19 protein-coding genes and 1 pseudogene are annotated in these 18567 nt (G+C 73.7%); 12 read left to right on the top strand and 8 right to left on the bottom strand.

Annotated features, from left to right (window positions below; genetic code table 11):
• Window positions 1-553 precede the first annotated feature (553 nt).
• From ACFY4A_RS12980 to ACFY4A_RS12970, 3 genes are all read left to right on the top strand, one after another.
• Window positions 554-1003: a nitroreductase family deazaflavin-dependent oxidoreductase gene (locus ACFY4A_RS12980; protein ID WP_390829475.1), complete on the top strand. Its 450-nt coding sequence runs from the start codon at window positions 554-556 to the stop codon at window positions 1001-1003.
• A gap of 189 nt (window positions 1004-1192) precedes the next feature.
• Window positions 1193-2212, top strand: a complete 1020-nt coding sequence (locus ACFY4A_RS12975; protein ID WP_390829474.1) for a glutathione S-transferase family protein — start codon at window positions 1193-1195, stop codon at window positions 2210-2212.
• A gap of 59 nt (window positions 2213-2271) precedes the next feature.
• Window positions 2272-2592, top strand: coding sequence for a DUF4235 domain-containing protein (locus ACFY4A_RS12970; RefSeq protein ID WP_390829473.1), 321 nt, complete (start codon window positions 2272-2274; stop codon window positions 2590-2592).
• A gap of 249 nt (window positions 2593-2841) precedes the next feature.
• Here the strand turns inward: ACFY4A_RS12970 and ACFY4A_RS12965 are convergent, their stop codons facing one another.
• The 3 genes from ACFY4A_RS12965 to ACFY4A_RS12955 form a co-directional block, all read right to left on the bottom strand.
• The gene (locus tag ACFY4A_RS12965; protein WP_390829472.1) at window positions 2842-3234 is read right to left on the bottom strand and encodes a VOC family protein; all 393 of its coding nucleotides are present in this window, start codon (window positions 3232-3234) and stop codon (window positions 2842-2844) included.
• Between the two features lie 287 nt (window positions 3235-3521).
• Window positions 3522-3905 (bottom strand): anti-sigma factor antagonist, encoded by a 384-nt coding sequence (locus ACFY4A_RS12960; RefSeq protein WP_390829471.1) that lies wholly within the window; start codon window positions 3903-3905, stop codon window positions 3522-3524.
• 165 nt (window positions 3906-4070) lie between these two features.
• Window positions 4071-5039: a ribose-phosphate diphosphokinase gene (locus tag ACFY4A_RS12955; RefSeq protein WP_390829470.1), complete on the bottom strand. Its 969-nt coding sequence runs from the start codon at window positions 5037-5039 to the stop codon at window positions 4071-4073.
• Between the two features lie 211 nt (window positions 5040-5250).
• Here ACFY4A_RS12955 and ACFY4A_RS12950 point away from each other — a divergent pair, with 211 nt between their 5' ends.
• The 3 genes and pseudogenes from ACFY4A_RS12950 to ACFY4A_RS12940 form a co-directional block, all read left to right on the top strand.
• The gene (locus ACFY4A_RS12950) at window positions 5251-5913 is read left to right on the top strand and encodes a DUF4230 domain-containing protein (protein ID WP_390829469.1); all 663 of its coding nucleotides are present in this window, start codon (window positions 5251-5253) and stop codon (window positions 5911-5913) included.
• Between the two features lie 109 nt (window positions 5914-6022).
• A complete protein-coding gene (locus tag ACFY4A_RS12945; protein WP_390829468.1) occupies window positions 6023-6577 on the top strand; it encodes a VanZ family protein in 555 nt (184 codons plus the stop codon).
• A gap of 9 nt (window positions 6578-6586) precedes the next feature.
• A pseudogene (locus tag ACFY4A_RS12940) lies at window positions 6587-7213 on the top strand (ricin-type beta-trefoil lectin domain protein); the annotation flags it as partial.
• 21 nt (window positions 7214-7234) lie between these two features.
• On the opposite strand, the gene ACFY4A_RS12935 reads toward ACFY4A_RS12940, so the two are convergent.
• Complete coding sequence (locus ACFY4A_RS12935; protein ID WP_390829467.1) at window positions 7235-7471, bottom strand: hypothetical protein; 237 nt, start codon at window positions 7469-7471, stop codon at window positions 7235-7237.
• A gap of 242 nt (window positions 7472-7713) precedes the next feature.
• On the opposite strand from ACFY4A_RS12935, the gene ACFY4A_RS12930 reads away from it, so the two are divergent.
• Both ACFY4A_RS12930 and ACFY4A_RS12925 read left to right on the top strand, forming a co-directional pair.
• Complete coding sequence (locus ACFY4A_RS12930) at window positions 7714-8733, top strand: PHP domain-containing protein (protein WP_390829466.1); 1020 nt, start codon at window positions 7714-7716, stop codon at window positions 8731-8733.
• A 106-nt stretch (window positions 8734-8839) separates the two neighbouring features.
• Window positions 8840-9868 (top strand): SDR family oxidoreductase, encoded by a 1029-nt coding sequence (locus ACFY4A_RS12925; protein WP_390829465.1) that lies wholly within the window; start codon window positions 8840-8842, stop codon window positions 9866-9868.
• Window positions 9869-10124: 256 nt separating this feature from the next.
• Here the strand turns inward: ACFY4A_RS12925 and ACFY4A_RS12920 are convergent, their stop codons facing one another.
• Window positions 10125-11336, bottom strand: coding sequence for a cysteine desulfurase-like protein (locus tag ACFY4A_RS12920; protein ID WP_390829464.1), 1212 nt, complete (start codon window positions 11334-11336; stop codon window positions 10125-10127).
• A 264-nt stretch (window positions 11337-11600) separates the two neighbouring features.
• Here ACFY4A_RS12920 and ACFY4A_RS12915 point away from each other — a divergent pair, with 264 nt between their 5' ends.
• From ACFY4A_RS12915 to ACFY4A_RS12900, 4 genes are all read left to right on the top strand, one after another.
• Window positions 11601-12095 carry an FBP domain-containing protein gene (locus ACFY4A_RS12915; protein ID WP_390829463.1) on the top strand — a complete coding sequence of 165 codons (495 nt, stop codon included), beginning with the start codon at window positions 11601-11603 and terminating at the stop codon, window positions 12093-12095.
• Window positions 12096-12148: 53 nt separating this feature from the next.
• A complete protein-coding gene (locus ACFY4A_RS12910) occupies window positions 12149-13363 on the top strand; it encodes an aromatic acid exporter family protein (protein WP_390829462.1) in 1215 nt (404 codons plus the stop codon).
• An 89-nt stretch (window positions 13364-13452) separates the two neighbouring features.
• The gene (locus ACFY4A_RS12905) at window positions 13453-14493 is read left to right on the top strand and encodes a hypothetical protein (protein WP_390829461.1); all 1041 of its coding nucleotides are present in this window, start codon (window positions 13453-13455) and stop codon (window positions 14491-14493) included.
• Window positions 14494-14710: 217 nt separating this feature from the next.
• Window positions 14711-15859 (top strand): lactonase family protein, encoded by a 1149-nt coding sequence (locus tag ACFY4A_RS12900; protein ID WP_390829578.1) that lies wholly within the window; start codon window positions 14711-14713, stop codon window positions 15857-15859.
• Here ACFY4A_RS12900 and ACFY4A_RS12895 read toward each other — a convergent pair.
• From ACFY4A_RS12895 to ACFY4A_RS12885, 3 genes are all read right to left on the bottom strand, one after another.
• On the bottom strand, window positions 15827-16564 hold the full coding sequence (locus ACFY4A_RS12895; protein WP_390829460.1) for a DUF2470 domain-containing protein: 738 nt from the start codon (window positions 16562-16564) through the stop codon (window positions 15827-15829). The genes ACFY4A_RS12900 and ACFY4A_RS12895 overlap by 33 nt on opposite strands.
• A 211-nt stretch (window positions 16565-16775) precedes the next feature.
• Window positions 16776-17624, bottom strand: a complete 849-nt coding sequence (locus ACFY4A_RS12890; RefSeq protein ID WP_390829459.1) for a pentapeptide repeat-containing protein — start codon at window positions 17622-17624, stop codon at window positions 16776-16778.
• A gap of 45 nt (window positions 17625-17669) precedes the next feature.
• Window positions 17670-18509 (bottom strand): alpha/beta fold hydrolase, encoded by an 840-nt coding sequence (locus ACFY4A_RS12885; protein WP_390829458.1) that lies wholly within the window; start codon window positions 18507-18509, stop codon window positions 17670-17672.
• Window positions 18510-18567 lie beyond the last annotated feature (58 nt).

Here is an 18567-nt window from a genome sequence, read left to right as displayed (position 1 = left end):
CCTACGGGTAACGGCGTACCCGCCCCGCCCGCCAGGGACGCGGCGCGCGCCCGTGCGGGAGCCGAGCCGCCTGCGGACGATGCGGACCGCCTGCGGGCGCGCGGCCCGCCCGCCCAGGGACGCAGCCCACCTGACGGAGGACGCGGTGCGCCCGCGAGGGACCCGGACCGCCCGCGCAGGACCCGGACCGCCCCCGGGCAACGCGAACGCGGTACACCCGTGCGGGAGCCGGACCGCCCGCGGGCAAGGCGGTACACCCGCGGGCAACGCGGCCCGCCTACGGGCAACGGCGTACCCGCCCCGCCCGCCAGGGACGCGGCGCGCGCCCGTGCGGGAGCCGAGCCGCCTGCGGACGATGCGGACCGCCTGCGGGCGCGCGGCCCGCCCGCCCAGGGACGCAGCCCACCTGCCGGAGGACGCGGTGCGCCCGCGAGGGACCCGGACCGCCCGCGGCGCCGCGGGCGTGGTCGGCGGCGGTGCGGTGGGGATGAATCGTGCGGGCGCGGATGTTGTTGCGACATCAGTCACGGGACGCGACGAGAGGACGGCCGGCATGGCTCTTGAGGGCGAGTACGAGCCCAGCCCGACCCAGTGGGTGCGGGAGCAGGTGGAGCTGTACGAGAGCTCCGGCGGCACCAAGGGGACCACGCTGCGGGACACGGGACTGCCCGTGATCCTGCTGACCACCGTGGGCGCTCGGAGCGGCAGGATCCGCAAGACACCGCTGATGCGCGTGGAGCACGAGGGGCGGTACGCCGTGGTGGCCTCCCAGGGCGGTGCGCCCAAGCACCCGTTCTGGTACTTCAACCTCAAGGCCGACCCCCGGGTCGAGCTCCAGGACGGTGTGGTCAAGCAGGACATGACGGCCCGTGAGGTCACCGGTACGGAGAAGGAGCGGTGGTGGGAGCGGGCCGTGGCCGCGTTCCCCCCGTACGCCGAGTACCAGGAGAAGACCTCGCGGGAGATCCCGGTCTTCGTGCTGGAGCCGGCCGCCGGGAACTGAGCCCCGAGAAAATCCGGCCGGGACGCATGAGCCCGTCCCGTCCGGGCATGCGTCTGTCAGGCCCCGCCGCGCTCCCCCGTCGCGGCGGGGCCCTTTCGTGCCGCTCCCCGGCCGCCGCGGCCCACGCCGTGCCGCCGGCGGATTTCGGGGAACGTGTTCTCCAGGAAATCCGTCGAGCAGGGAGGACACATGAGCGGCGGGGGCGAGGGCAACAGCGCCTACGGCCACAAGGCCTTCAAGCGGTCCAGGAGCCACTTCGCGGACCGGATCACCGCCGACGGGCGGGACGGCTGGCCGGTGGAGGCCGGACGTTACCGGCTGGTGGTCAGCCGTGCCTGCCCGTGGGCGAGCAGGTCACTGGTCTCACGGCGGCTGCTGGGGCTGGAGGACGCCCTGTCGCTGGCCGTCGTGGATCCGATCCAGGACGACCGGAGCTGGCGTTTCACACTCGACGCCGACGGCCGGGATCCCGTGCTCGGGATCCGTTTCCTCAGCGAGGCCTACGACCGGCGGGAGACCGGCTACCCCGGCGGGGTGAGCGTGCCCGCGGTCGTCGACGTGCCCAGCGGCGAGCTGGTCACCAACGACTTCCAGCGGATCACGCTCGACCTCGCCACCGAGTGGAGCGCGCTGCACCGGCCGGGCGCGCCCGACCTGTACCCGCGGGCGCGGCGCGACGAGATCGACACGGTGATGGCGGAGGTGTACGAGGACGTCAACAACGGTGTGTACCGGGCGGGCTTCGCCACGAACCAGGAGGAGTACGAGGCGGCCTGCGCGGGCGTGTTCCGGCGGCTTGAGCTGCTGTCGTCCCGCCTGGCCGGGCAGCGCTACCTCGTGGGCGACACGATCACCGAGGCGGACATCCGGCTGTTCACCACGCTGGTCCGGTTCGACGCCGTCTACCACGGCCACTTCAAGTGCAACCGCTGGAAGCTCGCCGAGAACCCCGTGCTGTGGGCGTACGCCCGGGACCTGTACCAGACCCCCGGTTTCGGGGACACGGTCGACTTCGACCACATCAAGCGGCACTACTACCAGGTGCACACGGGCATCAACCCGACCCGGATCGTGCCGCTCGGGCCGGACCTGTCGGGCTGGCTGAGCCCGCATCACCGCGAGGAGCTCGGCGGGCGCCCCTTCGGCGACGGGACCCCTCCGGGTCCCGTACGGCCCGGCGAGGAGGTTCCGTCGCGGGGCCGGCCCTGAAGAACCCCGCCCCGTCAGCCCCGCCCCCGTACCCGCCTCACATTCTCAGGGAGACACCGATGGCCAAGAAGAAGCACAAGCTCCCGCTCGTCTACCAGCCCGTCGGCTTCGTGCTGGGCTGGGCCGGCGGCGCGCTGGCGGGAATGGCGTTCCGCGCGACGTGGAGGGCCATCCGCCACGAGGACGAGGCGCCCGAGCCGCTCGACGAGGACCGCCGCTGGGGCGAGATCCTGCTCGCCGCGGCCGTCCAGGGCGCCATCTTCGCCGTCGTGCGCAGCGCCGTCGACCGGGCGGGCGCCACCGCAATCGAACGCTCGATCGGCGTCTGGCCCGCCAAGGTCAGGGACGACCCCGACCCACGCCGCCGTGGAACCCGGTGACCGCGCGCGCCGGACGCCGTGACCGGCGGCCCGCTGTCCGACAGGGCGACCAGCCGCCCCCCTGCCCCACCCGGTCGCCCCGCCCGCTCCCGCCGGATCACGACGCGCGCGGCGGCGCAGCGCGGCCCGGCCCGGCCCGGCGGCAGTCACGGGCCGGCTCGTGCGCGCGGCCGCTCGCATGCGAGCCGGTACGGGACGGCTCCTCACCGTAGCCCGTAGCCCGTAACCCGGCGCCCGGGGCCGGTGGGCTCAGCCCTGTTTGGGGCCTGCCTGCGGGACTCGGCGAAGGGTGAAGGTGTGGCCGGCCGGGTCGGAGCAGTTGCGCTCCTCGTACGGGCCGGGGGCGTCCTTGGCTACGACGGGGCGGCCGCCGAGTTCGACGACTCGGCGCTCGGCGGCGTCCAGGTCCTCCACCAGGAAGTCCAGGTGGACCTGGAGCGAGTTCTCCGGGCGGGGCCAGCTCGGCGGTGTCACGCCCGCGTCGCGGCGGAAGGCGAGCCGCAGTCCGTCGGCGGCCCTGATCTCCACCAGGTTCGCGGTCACGTCCGTCTCCCGCGCCTGGAGCAACTCCTTGTAGAACATGGCGAGTTTTTCGGGCTCGGCGCAGTCGAGCACCACGACGCCCGCGTTCACCAGTGGCATGTCTCCTCCATAGGGTCCGGCGGCAGGACGTGACCGCCCCGCCGTCCCTGCCTCCCGGATATCCCCGCCCCGCGGATTCAGGCACCCGCCACGAGTGAACCCCGGACGACCTGGGGGCGCGTCAGTTATTCGCTGCACCAAGAGGATCGGGGCCGGGAGACGCGCCGCCGGATACCGAGGCCGCCAGGGCGCACGAGCTCGGCGAAACCGGCCGCACCACGGGCAAGCCGGTCCTGCTGATGGACTGACGCCCGGTCACCGGGCACACCGTCCGGCGGTGTCCACCGTCACACGGAACCGGACGCGGCCCCGTGCTGTTCCAGGGCCGCCTCCAGCGTCGGCTGCGGGGGCAGCAACCGGGACAGGCCGGTGACCTTGAGGATGCGCAGGGTCAACGGGTGCGTGCACACCAGGTGCAGCTCTCCGCCGTGGTCGAGGACCTGGCCGCGGGCCCGGTAGAGCAGGCGCAGGCCGGAGCAGTCGAAGAAGTCCACCCGGCTCAGGTCGATCACGATCCGGGCACCGGGCCGTGCGGTGGCCCGGTCGATGTGGGGGGCGATCTGCGCCTCCGCGGCGATGTCGATCTCGCCGCGGAACTCGAGCACCGTGTGCCCGCGGTCCCGGTGGACGCGCAGATGCCGGGTGAACGGCGGCGCAGGTTCCTGCTGCACGACGAGATTCCCCTCCAACCGGCTCCGCGTACGACGGGCTCGGAGATCACAGCATCCCCCGGCCTTCGGGACCCAACGCCCCTGGCCGCTCTGCAAGTTACCCTCGTAGGAGTGAATTTCAGCATGTTCGGTTGACATATGTCTCCGAATTGCAGCCGACTGCGGCTACTCGCCGGGCGGCGCGTCGAACAGGGCGCTGACCGACTCGCCGTTGTGGATGCGGCGTACGGCCTCGGCGAGGGCCGGGGCGATCGACAGGATCCGCACTTTGCCCTTGTGTGCCCGGTACTCCTCGTCCCCCACCGGCACCGGCACGGTGTTGGTGCACACGATCTCCAGGACGTCGCTCTGCTCGGTCAGCCGTTTCAGGGCGCCCGCCGCGAACAGGCCGTGGGTGCAGGCGACGCGGATGGAGCGAGGCCCCAACTCACGGAGCTTTGCCAGCAGTTCGAGTACCGTGCTGCCCTTGGCGATCTCGTCGTCCAGCACGATGACGTCCCGCCCGGCCACGTCACCGATGACGGAGCTGATGGTCACCCGGTCGTCGGCGTAGCGCTGCTTGGCCCCGGCGGCCACCCGGGCCCCGATCATCCGGGCGAACGCGGCCGCTTCCTTGGCGTTGCCCAGGTCCGGGGAGACCACGGTGGTGCGGGACAGGTCGTACTGCCGGAAGTGCTCGGCGAGTTCGCGCAGCGAGTGCAGGTGGTCGACGGGCACCGAGAAGAAGCCGTGCACCTGCGGGGCGTGCAGCGTCATCGCCAGGACACGGCTCGCGCCCGCCGCGACCAGCAGGTCGGCCACCAGCCGGCCGCCCAGCGAGATGCGCGGCGCGTCCTTCTTGTCGGAGCGGGCGTAGGAGTAGTGCGGCATCACGACGGTGATCCGCCCGGCGGAGGCGCCGCGGGCCGCGTCGCACATCAGCAGCAGCTCGACCAGGTGCTCCTGCACCGGCTTGACGAGAGGCTGGATGAGGAAGACGTCCCGCTCCCGGCAGTTCGCCCGGAGCTGCACCTCCAGGCAGTCGTTGGCGAACCGGCTGACCCGCGCCGGACTGAGGGGCACGCCCAGATGCGCGCAGACCTCCGCCGCCAGGTCGGGGTGGGCGCTGCCGCTGAACACCGCGATGTCTCGCACGATCCGCTCCTCGCCTGATCATTTCCGGCTCCCGGCTCATGCTACTGATCGCACGGTGGCCGGTCGCGGCACGCCGCCGGGACGAGGCGGCCGCCCACGGGCCGCGACCGCCCGCGGGGCGTACCGCGACCTGGCCCGATGATCGGCCACCAGACCGGCCTGGCAAGGGATTTGGCGGGCATTCTCAGGAGGGAGGAAGGAGGACCGCGGCATGACGACTTCCCTCGGGCGAGCCACCCGGCGCATGCCTGGCTGGGCGAAGGCGGTGAGTGCCGTCGTGGTGGTGCTCTCGGTGCTGTTCGCCGGTGTCAAGCTGGCCGTGCTGCCCGGCATCAAGGACCTGTTCGGAACCGAGACGCACGACCGCTCGGGCCCCGCACTGCTGAAGTCAATCCAGGATCTGAGCCGTTACAACGCCGCCTCCGGCAACTTCCAGGTCGTCGTGGACCTGGAGAAGGACAGCAAGTACCTGCCCGACGCGATCCGCGGCACCCGCACCCTGTACGTCGGGGCCGGCACCGTGGACGCCTACGTGGACCTCGGCCAGGTCGGCGACCACGACGTGACGGTCGACGGCGACCGCACCTCGGCCACGCTGCGGCTGCCGCACGCGCGGCTCGGCCGCCCGGCCCTGGACGCGGACCACTCCTACGCCGTCTCCAAGCAGCGCGGTCTGTTCGACCGCCTGGGCGACCTGTTCTCCGACAACCCCAACAGCGAGCAGGCAGTGCAGCGGCTCGCGGTCGCGCACATCGCCGACGCGGCCAAGGACAGCGGGCTGACCGCACGGGCCGAGGCCAACACCACCGGCATGCTCGAAGGCCTGCTCAAGTCCCTCGGCTTCAAGGAGGTGCACGTCACATACGGGCCCTGAGGAGACCCCGGACAACCCGGCGGGGCCGGTACGCCGCACCCGGCCAGGCAGGGGGTTCGCGGGTAACCGGCTTACCTGACAAGGGTTGTTGACGACCGGGAGGATCTGCATGGCCCGTGTGGCGATCAGTCCGCGTATCGTTTTCCGCCCGCGCGGGGCCAGGGCCCGGTCCAAAGCCGCCGGGTGGCGGGCTGGTGGTGTGCGCCGGCCGCTGCCCTGGCCGCTGCGGCTGCTGGCGATGCTGTGTGCCTTCGCCTTCATGGTGGCGTTCGCGGTCGTCCTGGCGAAGCTGACGCTGGAGCCGTCGCCCGCGTCGGCGTCCATCGCGCACAGCAATCTGCGTCCGGGGCGCTCGCTGCGGGCCTATCTTGAGGGGGCGGGGACCCAGGAGGCGGTCAAGCAGATCGGTGGGAACCTGCTGCTCGGAGTGCCGTTCGGCGTGCTGGTGCCGGTCGTGGCGCCGGGGGCGCGCGGAGTGCTGCGGGTGCTGCTGCTGACCGCGACGGTGATGCTGCTGGTGGAGTTCGCGCAGGGTGCGCTGATCACCGGGCGGGCCTTCGACATCGACGATGTCGTCCTCAACACCGCGGGCGCGCTGCTGGGTTACGTACTCCTGGGCCGGCGCATGGGCCGGGCCGTGCACGCGCGCAAGCCGCGTGAGTGATGGCCGGAAGGCACCATCCACGGCCCCGGCCACTCCGGCTCGGGCGGCATCGGCGCGGCCTACTCCCTGCCGGGCGGCCAGTCCTTCGCGGACGCCTTCCACACCTGTGCCGTCGACTGGGCGCCCGACTCGATCACCTGGTCGGTGGACGGCAACGTCTACCAGCGCCGCACGCCTGCCGACCTGGGCGGGAAGAGGTGGGTGTTCAACAAGCCGTTCTTCCTGATCCTGAACCTGGCCGTGGGCGGCTACCGGCCGGGCGACCCGGACGGCTCCACCTCCTTCCCGCAGCAGCTCGTGGTCGACTCGGTCTCGGTGACCACGAGCGACACGTCCGGCGGCGTCGCGATCCGGGGGCTGGCCGGCAAGTGCGTGGACGTGGCCGGGGCTAACTCCGCCAACGGCACCCCCGTACAGCTCTACGACTGCAACGGCACCGCCGCCCAGCAGTGGGCGGTCGCCTCGGACGGCACCCTGCGCGCGCTCGGCAAGTGCCCGGACGTCACGGACCCCGGCACCGCGGACGGCTCCACCGTCCAGCTGTGGGACTGCGGCGGCGGCGCGAACCAGAAGTGGGTCGTCTCCTCGGCGCACGACATCGTCAACCCGCAGGCGAACAATGGACGGTGCGCTGAGCCCCTGGACCGGCCCTGACGGTCAGTGCACCGTCCAGGTGAACTTGTCGCCGCCGACCCAGCGGATCACGTCCGGATCGTCGAGGTCGTGGACGTTGATGCCGAAGGCGGCGGCGGCTTCCAGGACGTCGATGACGGTCTTCGCCTCGCCGACCACCTCACCGTCGATCTCCACGATGCGGAAGGGCGGACTGCCGGGCTGCACGCCGTGCACTAGGATCCGCGGCCGCGAAATGTAGGGGGTAGCGACTTCGGTCATGCCATCCAGCCTAGAACGCCGACCGCGGCGACGGGTCCCGGTGCCACCGGGCCCGCGGTTCCGGCACCGCTGCGGCGTCCGCCCCCGAGCCGGCCCGAAGGGCCCCGACGGACCGGCCCCGGCGCCCCCGGGCCGGCCCGAAGGGCCCCGACGGACCGGCCCCGAGGCCTCCGGGCCGGTCCGTCCGGGTCCCGCGTGGTGCGGTCGCGGTGGCGCCGGGAACCCTGGGGGTGGAGGTGGCGATGGACCCTGTCGAGGCACTGGACCGGATCGCCTTCCTGCTGGAGCGGTCCCTGGCGCCGACCTACCGTGTACGCGCCTTCCGCACCGCCGCCCGGGTGCTGTCCGGGCTGCCCGACCACGAGGTGGCCCAGCGGGCCACGGCCGGGACGCTCGAGTCGCTCAAGGGTGTCGGCCCGAAGACCGCCCAGGTGGTGCGGGAGGCACTGGCCGGGCAGGTGCCCGGCTATCTGCGCAAGCTGGAGGACGAGGCGGACCATCCGCTCGCGCCGGGCGGCGAACGGCTGCGAGCGCTGCTGCGCGGCGACTGCCACCTGCACTCCGACTGGTCCGACGGCGGCAGCCCGATCGAGGAGATGGGCCGGACCGCGGCGCGCCTCGGGCACGAGTGGGCGGTGCTGACGGACCACTCGCCGCGGCTGACGGTGGCCCGCGGGCTGTCCGCCGAGCGGCTGCGCGAGCAGCTGGAGGTGGTCGCGGAGCTGAACCGGACCTGGGCGCCGTTCCGGCTGCTGACCGGCATCGAGTGCGACATCCTCGACGACGGCTCGCTCGACCAGGAGCCGGAGCTGCTGGAACGGCTGGACGTCGTGGTGGTGTCGGTGCACTCCAAACTGCGGATGGACGCCCGGTCGATGACCCGCCGCATGGTGGCCGCCGTGCGCGATCCGCGCTCCGACGTCCTCGGCCACTGCACCGGACGGCTGCTGACCGGGCGGGGGCGGCCGGAGTCGGAGTTCGACGCGGACGCGGTGTTCGCCGCGTGCGCCGAGACCGGCACGGCCGTGGAGGTCAACAGCCGCCCGGAGCGGCTCGACCCGCCGCGGCGGTTGCTGCGCCGGGCCGTCGAGGCCGGCGTGCTGTTCTCCATCGACACCGACGCCCACGCGCCCGGCCAGCTGGACTGGCAGATCCACGGATGCGCGCGGGCCGAGGAGTGCGGAGTGCCCCCGGAGCGCGTGGTGACCACGTGGACCGGGGAGCAGCTGCTGGACTGGACCCGCGAACGCCGGAGGCCCTGAGGCATACCGCACGCGCGCTTCTCGGTGCTCTTCCGTGCGGTCCGCGTCGACCGGCCGGGACCGGGTACTCGGCGGACGCACGGTCCGCCGCCGAGAGGAGCCGAAGGTGAGCAGCGCTTCGGACAGCCGGGTCGTCGTCACGGGCGCCACCGGCAATGTCGGCACGAGTGTCGTACGCGTCCTCTCCGAGGATCCGGAGATCGGGTCCATACAGGGACTGGCCCGCCGGATCCCGCAGTGGTCGCCGCCCAAGACGCAGTGGTCGGCGGTCGACGTGTCCTTCGAGCAGTCCGGGCTCGCCGGGGAGTTCGCGGGCGCCGACGCGGTGATCCATCTGGCCTGGGCCTTCCAACCGACGCACGAACCGGCGGCCACCTGGCGCACCAACGTGCTGGGCAGCATCCGGGTCTTCGAGGCGGTGGCCGCCGCCCGGGTGCCGGTCCTGGTGCACGCCTCGTCGGTCGGCGCATACTCACCGGGGCCGAAGGACCACGCGGTGGACGAGTCGTGGCCGACCCACGGCTGGCCGGACGCCGCGTACAGCCGGGAGAAGGCGTATCTGGAACGGGCCCTCGACGTCTTCGAGCGGGACCATCCGGACGTGCGGGTGGTCCGTATGCGCCCGGCCTTCCTGTTCAAGCGGGAGTCGGCGAGCGAGCAGCGCCGGATCTTCGGCGGCCGGTTCCTGCCGGGGCAGCTGGCCCGGCCCGAGCTGATGCCGTTCCTGCCGGACATCCCGGGCCTGCGGGTGCAGGCGCTGCACACGGACGACGCCGCCCGGGCCTACCAGCTGGCGCTCGCACACGAGGTGCGGGGAGCGTTCAATCTGGCCGCCGAGCCGCCGCTCGACGCGCAGGTGCTGGGCGAGCTGCTCGGCTCCCGGCCCGTACGGCTGCCGCGCACCGCCGCCCGCTCGGCGATCGCCGCCGCGTGGGGGCTGCGCCTGCTGCCCGCCTCCCCCCAGCTGTTCGACGCGGTCCTCCACCTCCCCCTGATGGACTGCACCCGGGCCCACACCGAACTGGGCTGGCGCCCGGAGCGTACGGCGACCGAGGTCATCCAGGAGTTCCTCCAGGGGTTGCAGCGGGGCGAGGACGAGGAGACGGAGCCGCTGCGAGGCCGCAAGGTCGGGTGAGCCGAGGGCGGGCCGCGCCGGGCAGGGTCGGACTCAGGGCTCCGGCTCTGCACCGGCGGGGGCCCGCGAGGGGCGCCGGCCCCCTGCGCACGGCACCGGCGGGGTCCCGCGAGGGGCGGCCCCCTGCGCATGGCTCCGGAGGTGTCAGCCGTGCGCGCAGCGCCCGCATCTGTTCCTCCAGCGGACTGGACATCCACGGCGGCGTGGCCCGCAAGCCCTGACACCCGGGCGCCGGGCGCGCGGGCCGCACCCCGGTCTACGGCGCCGTGCGCAGGAAGTCCGCCAGCGCCTCCAGGAACCGGTCGACGTCCTCCTCGTCGTTGTAGGGAGCCAGTCCGACCCGCAGCCCGCCGGTGTCGCCCAGGCCGAGCCGGCGGGAGGCCTCCAGGGCGTAGAACGCGCCCGACGGCGCCGCGACGGCGCGTTCGGCCAGGTGGCGGTAGGCGTCGACGGTGCTGCGGCCCTCGATGGTCAGCAGCAGGGTCGGAGTGCGCTCGGCCGCGCGCGAGTGCACGGTGATCTCCGGGAGGCGGGACAACTCCTCCTCGATCCGGCGGCGCAGGGCGTCCTCGTGCCGTTCGAGCGAGCCGAAGGAGGTGAGGAGCCGTTCCCGCCGGGTGCCGCGCGCCCGCGGATCCATCCCGGCGAGGAAGTCCACGGCGGCCCGGGTGCCGGCCAGCAGTTCGTAGGGCAGGGTGCCGAGTTCGAAGCGCTCGGGGACCGCGTCGGACGAGGGCAGCAGCTTGTGCGGGCGCAGGGTCTCCAGCAGGTCCGGGCGGCTCGCCACGACGCCGAGGTGCGGGCCGAGGAACTTGTACGGGGAGCAGGCGAAGAAGTCCGCGCCCAGGGCCGCGAGGTCGACCGGGGCGTGGGCGGTGTAGTGCACGCCGTCGACGTGGAGCAGGGCGCCGCGCTCGTGGACCAGGGCGGCGATCGCGGGCAGGTCCGGGCGGCTGCCGATCAGGTTGGAGGCTGCGGTGACCGCGACCAGCCGGGTGTGGTCGGACAGCTGGTCCGCGATGTGCCGCGCGGTCAGTTCGCCGGTCGCCGGGTCGAAGTCGGCCCAGCGCACGACGGCTCCCACGGCCTCGGCGGCCTGGACCCAGGGCCGGATGTTGGAGTCGTGGTCGAGCCGGGTGACGACGACCTCGTCGCCCGCCGCCCACGTCCGGGCCAGCGTGCGCGAGAAGTCGTACGTCAGCTGGGTGGCGCTGCGCCCGAAGACGACCCCGGAGGGCTCGGCGCCGAGGAGGTCCGCCATGGCTTCGCGGGCGGCGACGACGCAGTCCTCCGCGTTGCGCTCGCCGACCGTCGTCAGCCCCCGGTTGGACAGCGGACCGGCCAGCGCCTCGGCTACGGCGTCGATGACCGGCTGCGGCGTCTGGCTGCCGCCCGGGCCGTCGAAATGGGCCCACCCGGCCTTCAGGGCGGGGAACTGCGCGCGGACACCGGCGATGTCATGCGTCACGGACTACTCCTTCGAACGCTCCTGGCACGGGATGCGCCCCCCATGATCCATCGCCCCGCGCCACGAGGACAGCCCCCTACGTCCTGCGTTCTCCAGGGCCGTCCGCCAGGCGGGGACGGACCGGGTCCTTGGGGGCCGGGGGCCGGGTCGGCGCGGCGGCCGCCGCGGCGTGAAATCCATTGGACCCCCCTTTCGGATCCTGCTTACCCTAGCCGCAAAGCTAATCCCCTTAGGCAACTTCTCCCTGTCATCCCGGAGGCCCCCGTGCGATCACTCACCGAGCAGGACGTGCGCAACTCGTTCGTGAACTGCTCCAAGGGCGAGGCCAAACGCCTGTCCGTGCCCCGCGACCTCGGTGACCGCCCCTGGGACGACCTCGACTTCCTGGGCTGGCGCGATCCTGGAGCGCCCGATCGCAGCTATCTGGTCACCGAGCGGGAGGGCCGGCTCATGGGGGTCGCTCTGCGCTTCCCCGCCTCCCAGCGGGGGTTCCTGCACCGCAGCATGTGCTCGCTGTGCCTGACCACCCACCGCGGGGGCGGAGTCTCCCTGATGACCGCCCGCAAGGCCGGAGCGGCGGGCCGCGAGGGCAACTCGGTCGGCGTGTACATGTGCACCGACCTCGCCTGCTCGCTCTATGTCCGCGGAAAGAAGGTCCCGGACTCCGGCGCGCGTTTCGAGGAGAGCCTCACCCTGGAACAGCAGATCGCCCGCACCACGGCCAACCTGGCGGCCTTCCTCGACAAGCTGTACGCCTGACCGCTCCGCACGGTCACGTTCGGTCCCTGCGCGATCGGGGAACTGCGCAAGGGATGCGGAAGGTACGTGACTGGACGTCGTCCCTGGTTCGGCTGGTGAAGCGGCACCGGGACCCCGTGGTCGTACAGGCGCTGCGCTCCACGACCGCGGCGACGATCGCGTATGTGATCGCGTTGCGGCTGAGTCCGGAGCCCGCGCCGCTGACCGCGCCTCTCACGGCTCTGCTCGTCGTCCAGGTGACCCTCTACTCCACGCTGACCACCGGCATCCGCCGGGTGAACTCCGTGGTGGCCGGAGTGCTCGTGGCCATCGCCTTCTCCTTGCTGGTGGGGCTGACCTGGTGGAGCCTCGCACTGGTGATCCTGGCGGCCCTGGCGGTCGGGCACCTGGTGCGGGTGGACGAGTTCGTGCCCGAGGTGGCGATCAGCGCGATGCTGGTCCTCGGCGTCACCGCCGTGGGCAGTACCGCCTCGGCGCGGGTCGAGGAGACGCTGATCGGCGCGGTGGTCGGCCTCGGCTGCAACCTGGTGCTCGCTCCCCCGGTGTGGACCGAACAGGCCGGTGCGTCGATCGAGGACCTGGCCCGCCGCGTGCGGCAGCTGATGCTGCGGCTGGGCGAGGAGGTGGCCGGGCATCCGCCCGTGGAGCGCGCCGCGGAGCGGCTGCACGAGGCACGCCGTCTGGACCACGACATCTCCGAGGTGGACGCCGCCCTCAGGCAGGCCGAGGACAGCCTGCGGCTCAATCCGCGGGTGCGCGAGGGCCTGCTGCACCGGGTGGTGCTGCGCACCGGGCTGGACACGCTGGAGATCTGCACGGTCGTACTGCGGGTGCTGGCGCGCACCTTCACCGACCTGGCGAAGCGGCGGGCCCCCGAGCCGATGTTCTCGCCGCAGACCGGAGCGCTGGTGCAGGAACTGCTGTGCGAGATCGCCGACGCGGTGGTCAGCTTCGCGGTGCTGGTCACCACCGACGTCAGCGTGAGCGCCGAGGAGGCCGAGTCCCGGCTGGCCGCAGAGCTGCGGCAGACCTCGGCCACCCGCGACAAGCTGGCGCGGCTGCTGCTGGAGGAGGCGCAGCGGGACGCGAGGCGGTGGCAGCTGTACGGAGCGGTGCTCACCGAGGTCGACCGCACCATCGACGAGATGGACACCGGGCACCGCTCACGCCGGCTCCTGGAGGAGCTGGACCGGTACTCCCGCGCCCAGCGCGAACGCGCCCCGCGGCTGACCCGGCTCGGGGACCGGCTGGGCGCGCCGGTCCGGTAGCCGCGGAACCACGAGGGCGCCGCGCCGCGTTCTCTGCGACAGGGGCGCGGTCGTACGGCGGCGCAGTCCTGTGAGGGAGGGGAGCAGGCATGACCGACTCGAAGGTGCGGATCGACGGGAACACACTGCGGCTGCCGGGCGGTGTGGCGGTGCGGTTCGTGCGCACCCTGCGGCTGCCGGAGAAGGGGACGCATCCGCTGCCGCCTGGATTGGGCGAGTTCCCGGTGCGGCGGGTGGCCGACTACGCGGACTCGGTGCCCGAGCAGTGGCGGGCGCGCGGCGGCGTGATGCTGCCGGTGTATCTGCGCGAGGCCATGTGGCTGAGCTTCGCGGGCACGACCGAGCCGGCCGCCCTTCAGGTCGGCGTGGGCAAGGTGTGCGCGGTGTCGGGCCGGCCCTGGAGCGACCGGTTGTCCCGGGACCCGCAGAACTACGTGGTGCTGCCCCGCCAGCCCTGGCTGGACGGCATCAACTCCGGCAAGGGCACCGTGCGCCAGTTCGTCGCCGTGCCGCTGGGCCTGGGGGCGAGCGTCGAGGGCCAGGTCACGGGCGAGGAGGTGTGGGGCGGCGTGCAGTTGCAGTCGTTCCCGCTGAACGACGCCGAACTGGCCCGGTGGCGCGAGGAGGAGCGGCAACGGCTGCGGCGGGAGGCGGCCCTGTCGGCCCAGATCTGCGGTGCCGCCTTCCCCCTTGCGGCAGCGGCGGCGCCCGCGCCGGGCGCCGCGCCGGCCGCCCCGCGCCGGGCCCCGGCCGCCATGGGGCTCGGTGTCGGCGGCTCCATGCGACAGGAGGTGTACCGGGACGACCGGCCGCCGGGCGCCTGGTCCGAGCGGCCCGCGGGGCGGGTGTTCGTGCACCTGGTGACGCCTCCGCAGTGGCGCCGCATCACCGGCGAGGCTCCCCCGCCGTCGCCCGTGGACCGCGCCGCGTACACGAGCGCGGGACTGCCCTGGTTCGACTACTACGACCAGGACGCCGAGGACCTCTCCCCCATCGACGCCCTGTCCGCGGTGCGCCCGGCCGGTGACTGGCTCGGCGACGACCACGAGCCGTGGCAGGAACCGTCGCCGCACCAGGTGCGGCCGCTGAAGGACGCGGCGGGCAGGCCGGTGGAGGACGGGGACTGGTAGGCCCGCCGGTCCGCCGCCCCGCGGGATCCGGGACGCGTCCTGCCGCGTTTGCGTGGGAGCGGTGGCGCACGTCAAGGTGGCAGTCACGACCGGGACGGCCGACGACCTGAGGTGCGGCATGGACAGTGGTGCGAGGGCGTCGCGACGGGGGTCCCCCCTGCTCGGGCGGCGCCAGGAGCCGGGGGGAGGTTGGAGCAGGCGGCGGTTCGTCGGGGCCCTGACGGGAGTCGTCGCCGTGCTGGCGGTCCCGGCGCCCGCGACACCGCGGGCCGGGTCCGCGCCCGGGAGCGCACCGGAGGCCGCCGCGAGCGGTCGGCAGCGGGCGGCGAGGCCGTCCGGTCCCCGGCCCCTGTACCTGGGCACCTACACCTCCGTACCGGACGGCGGCAGGGGCATCGGCCTGGCGGTGTACGACCCCGTGTCGGGCGCCGTCGGCGGCCGGGGCACCCTTGCCGGGGTCGCCGACCCGTCGTACCTCGCCGTGCATCCCGACGGCCGCACGCTGTACGCGGTCGACGAGCGGCAGGACGGCGGTGTGACCGCGGTACGGCTCGCCGACCGGAGGGTTCTGGGCACCCGGAGCACCGGCGGGGCGGGACCGTGCCATCTGTCCGTGCACCCGACCGGGCGCTGGCTGCTCAGTGCCAACTACGGTTCCGGCAGCGTGGCCGTGCACCCGATCAACGCCTCGGGCGCGCTCGGCGAGCGGGCCGACCTGGTGACGCACACCAGCCCGCCGCCCGGCCCCGGGCAACAGGGGCCGCACGCCCACCAGGTCATCACGAGCCCCGACGGCGGCCACGTCCTCGCCGTGGACCTCGGCACCGACACCGTCTACACCTATCGCCTCAACACCCGCACGGGCCGTCTCACCGAGGTCTCCCAGGCGCACACCCGGCCCGGCGCCGGGCCGCGTCACCTGACCTTCCACCCGAACGGACGGCACGCCTATCTCGCCAACGAGGTCGGCGACACCGTGGCGGTCTGCGCGTACGACCGGCCCACCGGCCGGCTGACCATCGGCGCGACGCAGTCCACGGGCGGGGGGACGGGCAAGAACTACCCGGCGCAGATCCTGGTCACGGCCGACGGCCGGTTCGCCTACCTGGCCAACCGGGGCCACAACACCCTGGCGCGCTACGCCGTGGAGGCCGGCGGGGCCCGGCTCCGGCTGCTGGGCACGACGCCGGTCGCGGGCGACTTCCCGCGTCAGATCGCCTTCTCGCCGGACGGCGCGCTGCTGTTCGCCGCGAACCAGAAGTCGAGCACGGTCAGCGTCTTCCACGTCGACCGCGCGAACGGCGCGCTGCGCCTGGCGGGTACGCCGTTCCCCTCACCGGTCGCCGTCTGCGCGCTGCCGCTGTAGGGCACGCGGGCAGGAGGCGGCGCCCGCCTGGAGAAGCAGGACGTGCATGCGTTCGGTGAGCGCGGCGAGGTCGTCGGCGGGCGCGTGGAACGGCAGGCGTACGTCTCCGTGGGTGCGGACGCGTTCGATGCGCAGGGTCAGTCCGTGCCGGTCGACGGCGAGCGGCCGGACGCGCACCGCGCCGTGCAGACTGTCGGGTCCGACCAGCCGGGTCAGCCGCTCCACCGCCTCGGGGTGGGCGTCGGCGAGGTGGGTGAGCAGGCCGGCCTCCGCCAGGGCGAACGGGTCCGGCGCGGCCGCGGCGAACTCCTCGGCGCCGACGACGACCGCGCCGGACGGCTGCCGCAGCACGACGCGCGTGGGATGGAACACCAGGTGCCGCGTCTCGGGGACGAGCCGGCCGGCGAGCCGGAGCCGGGCGCGGATCCGGTTGCGTACGGGGACGGCGGCGACGTCGGCGAACTCCAGGACGGCGGACGGCTCGCCGCGCGGCGCGCAGATCGCGGCGGTGCGCAGGGCGCTGTCCTCCGGAACGTGCAGGAGTACGCGGCCGTCCTCGCTCACGGTGTGCGCGCCGACGCAGTCCTCCCGTCCCCCCTCCGCGGTCACCGAGCAGGACCAGGCGGCGGACCAGGCGGCGGCGAGCACGGACCGCGCCCGCTGTGCCGCTCCGGGCGCCGCCGTCCAGATCTGGCTGTCGTCCACCCTCAACCTCTATCTTAGGTGAGCCTTGCCTAAGTTATCGAAGATCGGGGGACGTGCCAACCAGGGAGGGTGTGTCGACCGGGCGACCGGCCTCGGGGGCGGACGGTCCGGGCCACGACCGGCGGGCGCGGAAGACCGTGGAACGGCGCACGGCTCCCGCCCCGGCGCAGTCCCCGCGGACCGGGCGCCGGCGCGGGACCGCGGCGGTGGGTCAGCTCCGCGCCGTCCAGTGCGCGGGACGGGAGAGCGATCCGGGCAGCCGGGTGCCGGCACTGCCCCGGGCGGCGTCGACCTGCGGCTGGGTCAGGAAGAACGCGCCGGTCAGATCGGCGTCCGTCAGATTCGCGTTCCGCAGGTCGGCGCCTATCAGATCCGCGTCCCGCAGATCGGCTCCGGTGAGGTCGGCGGCGATCAGGCAGGCGCCGCGCAGACTGGCCCCGCGCAGGTCCGCCCGCTTCAGCCTGGCCCCGATCAGGTCCGCGCCCCGCCGGTCCTTCGGCCTGCCCTTCCCGCGCCGCACCCCGGTCCGCGCCAGCTCACTGGTGCGCAGCAGCAGGACGTCGACCTCCTGGCGGTGCGCGCCGACGTCCAGCGCGAGGAGTTCCTCGGGCGGCAGGAGAGTGAGCTGTTCGGTCCGCTCCAGCGCCCGGCGCAGCTCGCCGTGCACCGGGCGGGCGGCGCTCAGGGTGAGCGCCTCGGTCACGTACCACAGCAGCTCGTGCAGTTGCCGCACCACCGGGAACACCTCGAACATGCGCCGGGCGTCCTCCCCCGACCCCGCGCGCCAGTCCCGTCCGCCGAAGACGACCTGCGAGACCTTCTGCCCCGCACCGAAGCAGTCGTAGACCGTGCACCCGGTGAAGCCCTGCTCCCGGAGCCGCGTGTGGATGCCGCACCGGTGGTCGTCCCGAAGGTTCGGGCACGGCTTTCCCGCGGGCTTGTCCAGGGCGAAGTCCGCGGAGGCGGCGAAGGGCAGGGCGACACAGCAGAGCCCGAAGCACTGGGCGCAGTCGCCGCGCAGTCCGCTCCGGTCGCGCCGGGCGACTTTCTGATCTTGCATGACATTCAGCCTAAAGGCCCGCGGTACGGGGTCCGGACGGGCGGTTCACCGCAGGAAGGCGGCGATGACCGCCACGAACCGGTCTGCGTCGTCGAGCCACGGGTAGTGCCCCGCGCCGGGCTGGACGACCAGCTCGGCGTGCGGGAAGAGCCCGGCGTACTCGGCCATGGCGGCGGGAGGCGAGTTCAGGTCGACCTCGCCGGCGAGCACGAGCACCGGGGAGGTGAACCGGGCGAGCGCCGCCCTGGTGGCGTCCGGGTCGAAGGCGCCGTCGGCGACGTACGCGGCCGCGGCCTCGGCGTTCTTCTGGTCCGCGTCGGCGGCGTCGAGGGCCCGGGCCGCCGCGTCCCAGCGGCCGTGGCGGAGCGGGGCGAGCGCCTGCCAGTGGGCGTCCGTCGCCCGGCCCGCCGTGATCTCCTCCAGGGCCGCGTACGCCGCCGCGAACCACGGCTCGTCCTTGCGCCGCCGCGCCGTCTCGCGCCGGTCCTCGCCGGTGACCTCGATGCCCACGGCCAGGACGCTCGGCGTGATCAGCGCCAGTCTGCCGACGCGTTCGGGGTGGCGGGCCGCGTACAGCGCCGCCAGATTCGCGCCGGCGGAGTGCGCGAGCACGTCCACGCGCTCCACGCCGAGATGCTCGCGCAGGGCCTCGACGTCGTCGACGAGCCGGTCGCAGCGGTAGCTCGCGGGGTCGCGCGGAACCGCCGATCCTCCGGTGCCCCTCAGATCCGGCAGCACCAGCCGCCGGTGCGCGGACAGACCGCCGAGGTCACCGAGGTACTCCGAGGCCCTCATGGGTCCGCCGGGCAGGCAGATGACCGGAGGCCCCGCTCCGAGGGCGCGGTGGGCGAGCGTCGTCGCGTCGTACGCGAGGTGGTCGGGCATGACGGCGACCTTGGCAGGGCCGTCGCCCGCCCGGCAACCGAATTCCCGGCCCGGGACC

The sequence above is a fragment of the Streptomyces sp. NPDC001292 genome, from assembly GCF_042896465.1.
Lineage (GTDB): Bacteria > Actinomycetota > Actinomycetes > Streptomycetales > Streptomycetaceae > Streptomyces.
Note: the sequence above shows the minus strand (reverse complement) of the source record. Positions and strands in the feature narration are given on the sequence as shown.

Bases quoted from the DNA above. Each gene is read 5' to 3' on its own strand.
- ACFY4A_RS12890 (WP_390829459.1), bottom strand. From the start codon at position 17,624: ATGCAAGATCAGAAAGTCGCCCGGCGCGACCGGAGCGGACTGCGCGGC.
- ACFY4A_RS12975 (WP_390829474.1), top strand. From the start codon at position 1,193: ATGAGCGGCGGGGGCGAGGGCAACAGCGCCTACGGCCACAAGGCCTTC.
- ACFY4A_RS12950 (WP_390829469.1), top strand. From the start codon at position 5,251: ATGACGACTTCCCTCGGGCGAGCCACCCGGCGCATGCCTGGCTGGGCG.
- ACFY4A_RS12905 (WP_390829461.1), top strand. From the start codon at position 13,453: ATGACCGACTCGAAGGTGCGGATCGACGGGAACACACTGCGGCTGCCG.
- ACFY4A_RS12910 (WP_390829462.1), top strand. From the start codon at position 12,149: ATGCGGAAGGTACGTGACTGGACGTCGTCCCTGGTTCGGCTGGTGAAG.
- ACFY4A_RS12965 (WP_390829472.1), bottom strand. From the start codon at position 3,234: ATGCCACTGGTGAACGCGGGCGTCGTGGTGCTCGACTGCGCCGAGCCC.
- ACFY4A_RS12980 (WP_390829475.1), top strand. From the start codon at position 554: ATGGCTCTTGAGGGCGAGTACGAGCCCAGCCCGACCCAGTGGGTGCGG.
- ACFY4A_RS12970 (WP_390829473.1), top strand. From the start codon at position 2,272: ATGGCCAAGAAGAAGCACAAGCTCCCGCTCGTCTACCAGCCCGTCGGC.
- ACFY4A_RS12930 (WP_390829466.1), top strand. From the start codon at position 7,714: ATGGACCCTGTCGAGGCACTGGACCGGATCGCCTTCCTGCTGGAGCGG.
- ACFY4A_RS12945 (WP_390829468.1), top strand. From the start codon at position 6,023: ATGGCCCGTGTGGCGATCAGTCCGCGTATCGTTTTCCGCCCGCGCGGG.
- ACFY4A_RS12885 (WP_390829458.1), bottom strand. From the start codon at position 18,509: ATGCCCGACCACCTCGCGTACGACGCGACGACGCTCGCCCACCGCGCC.
- ACFY4A_RS12935 (WP_390829467.1), bottom strand. From the start codon at position 7,471: ATGACCGAAGTCGCTACCCCCTACATTTCGCGGCCGCGGATCCTAGTG.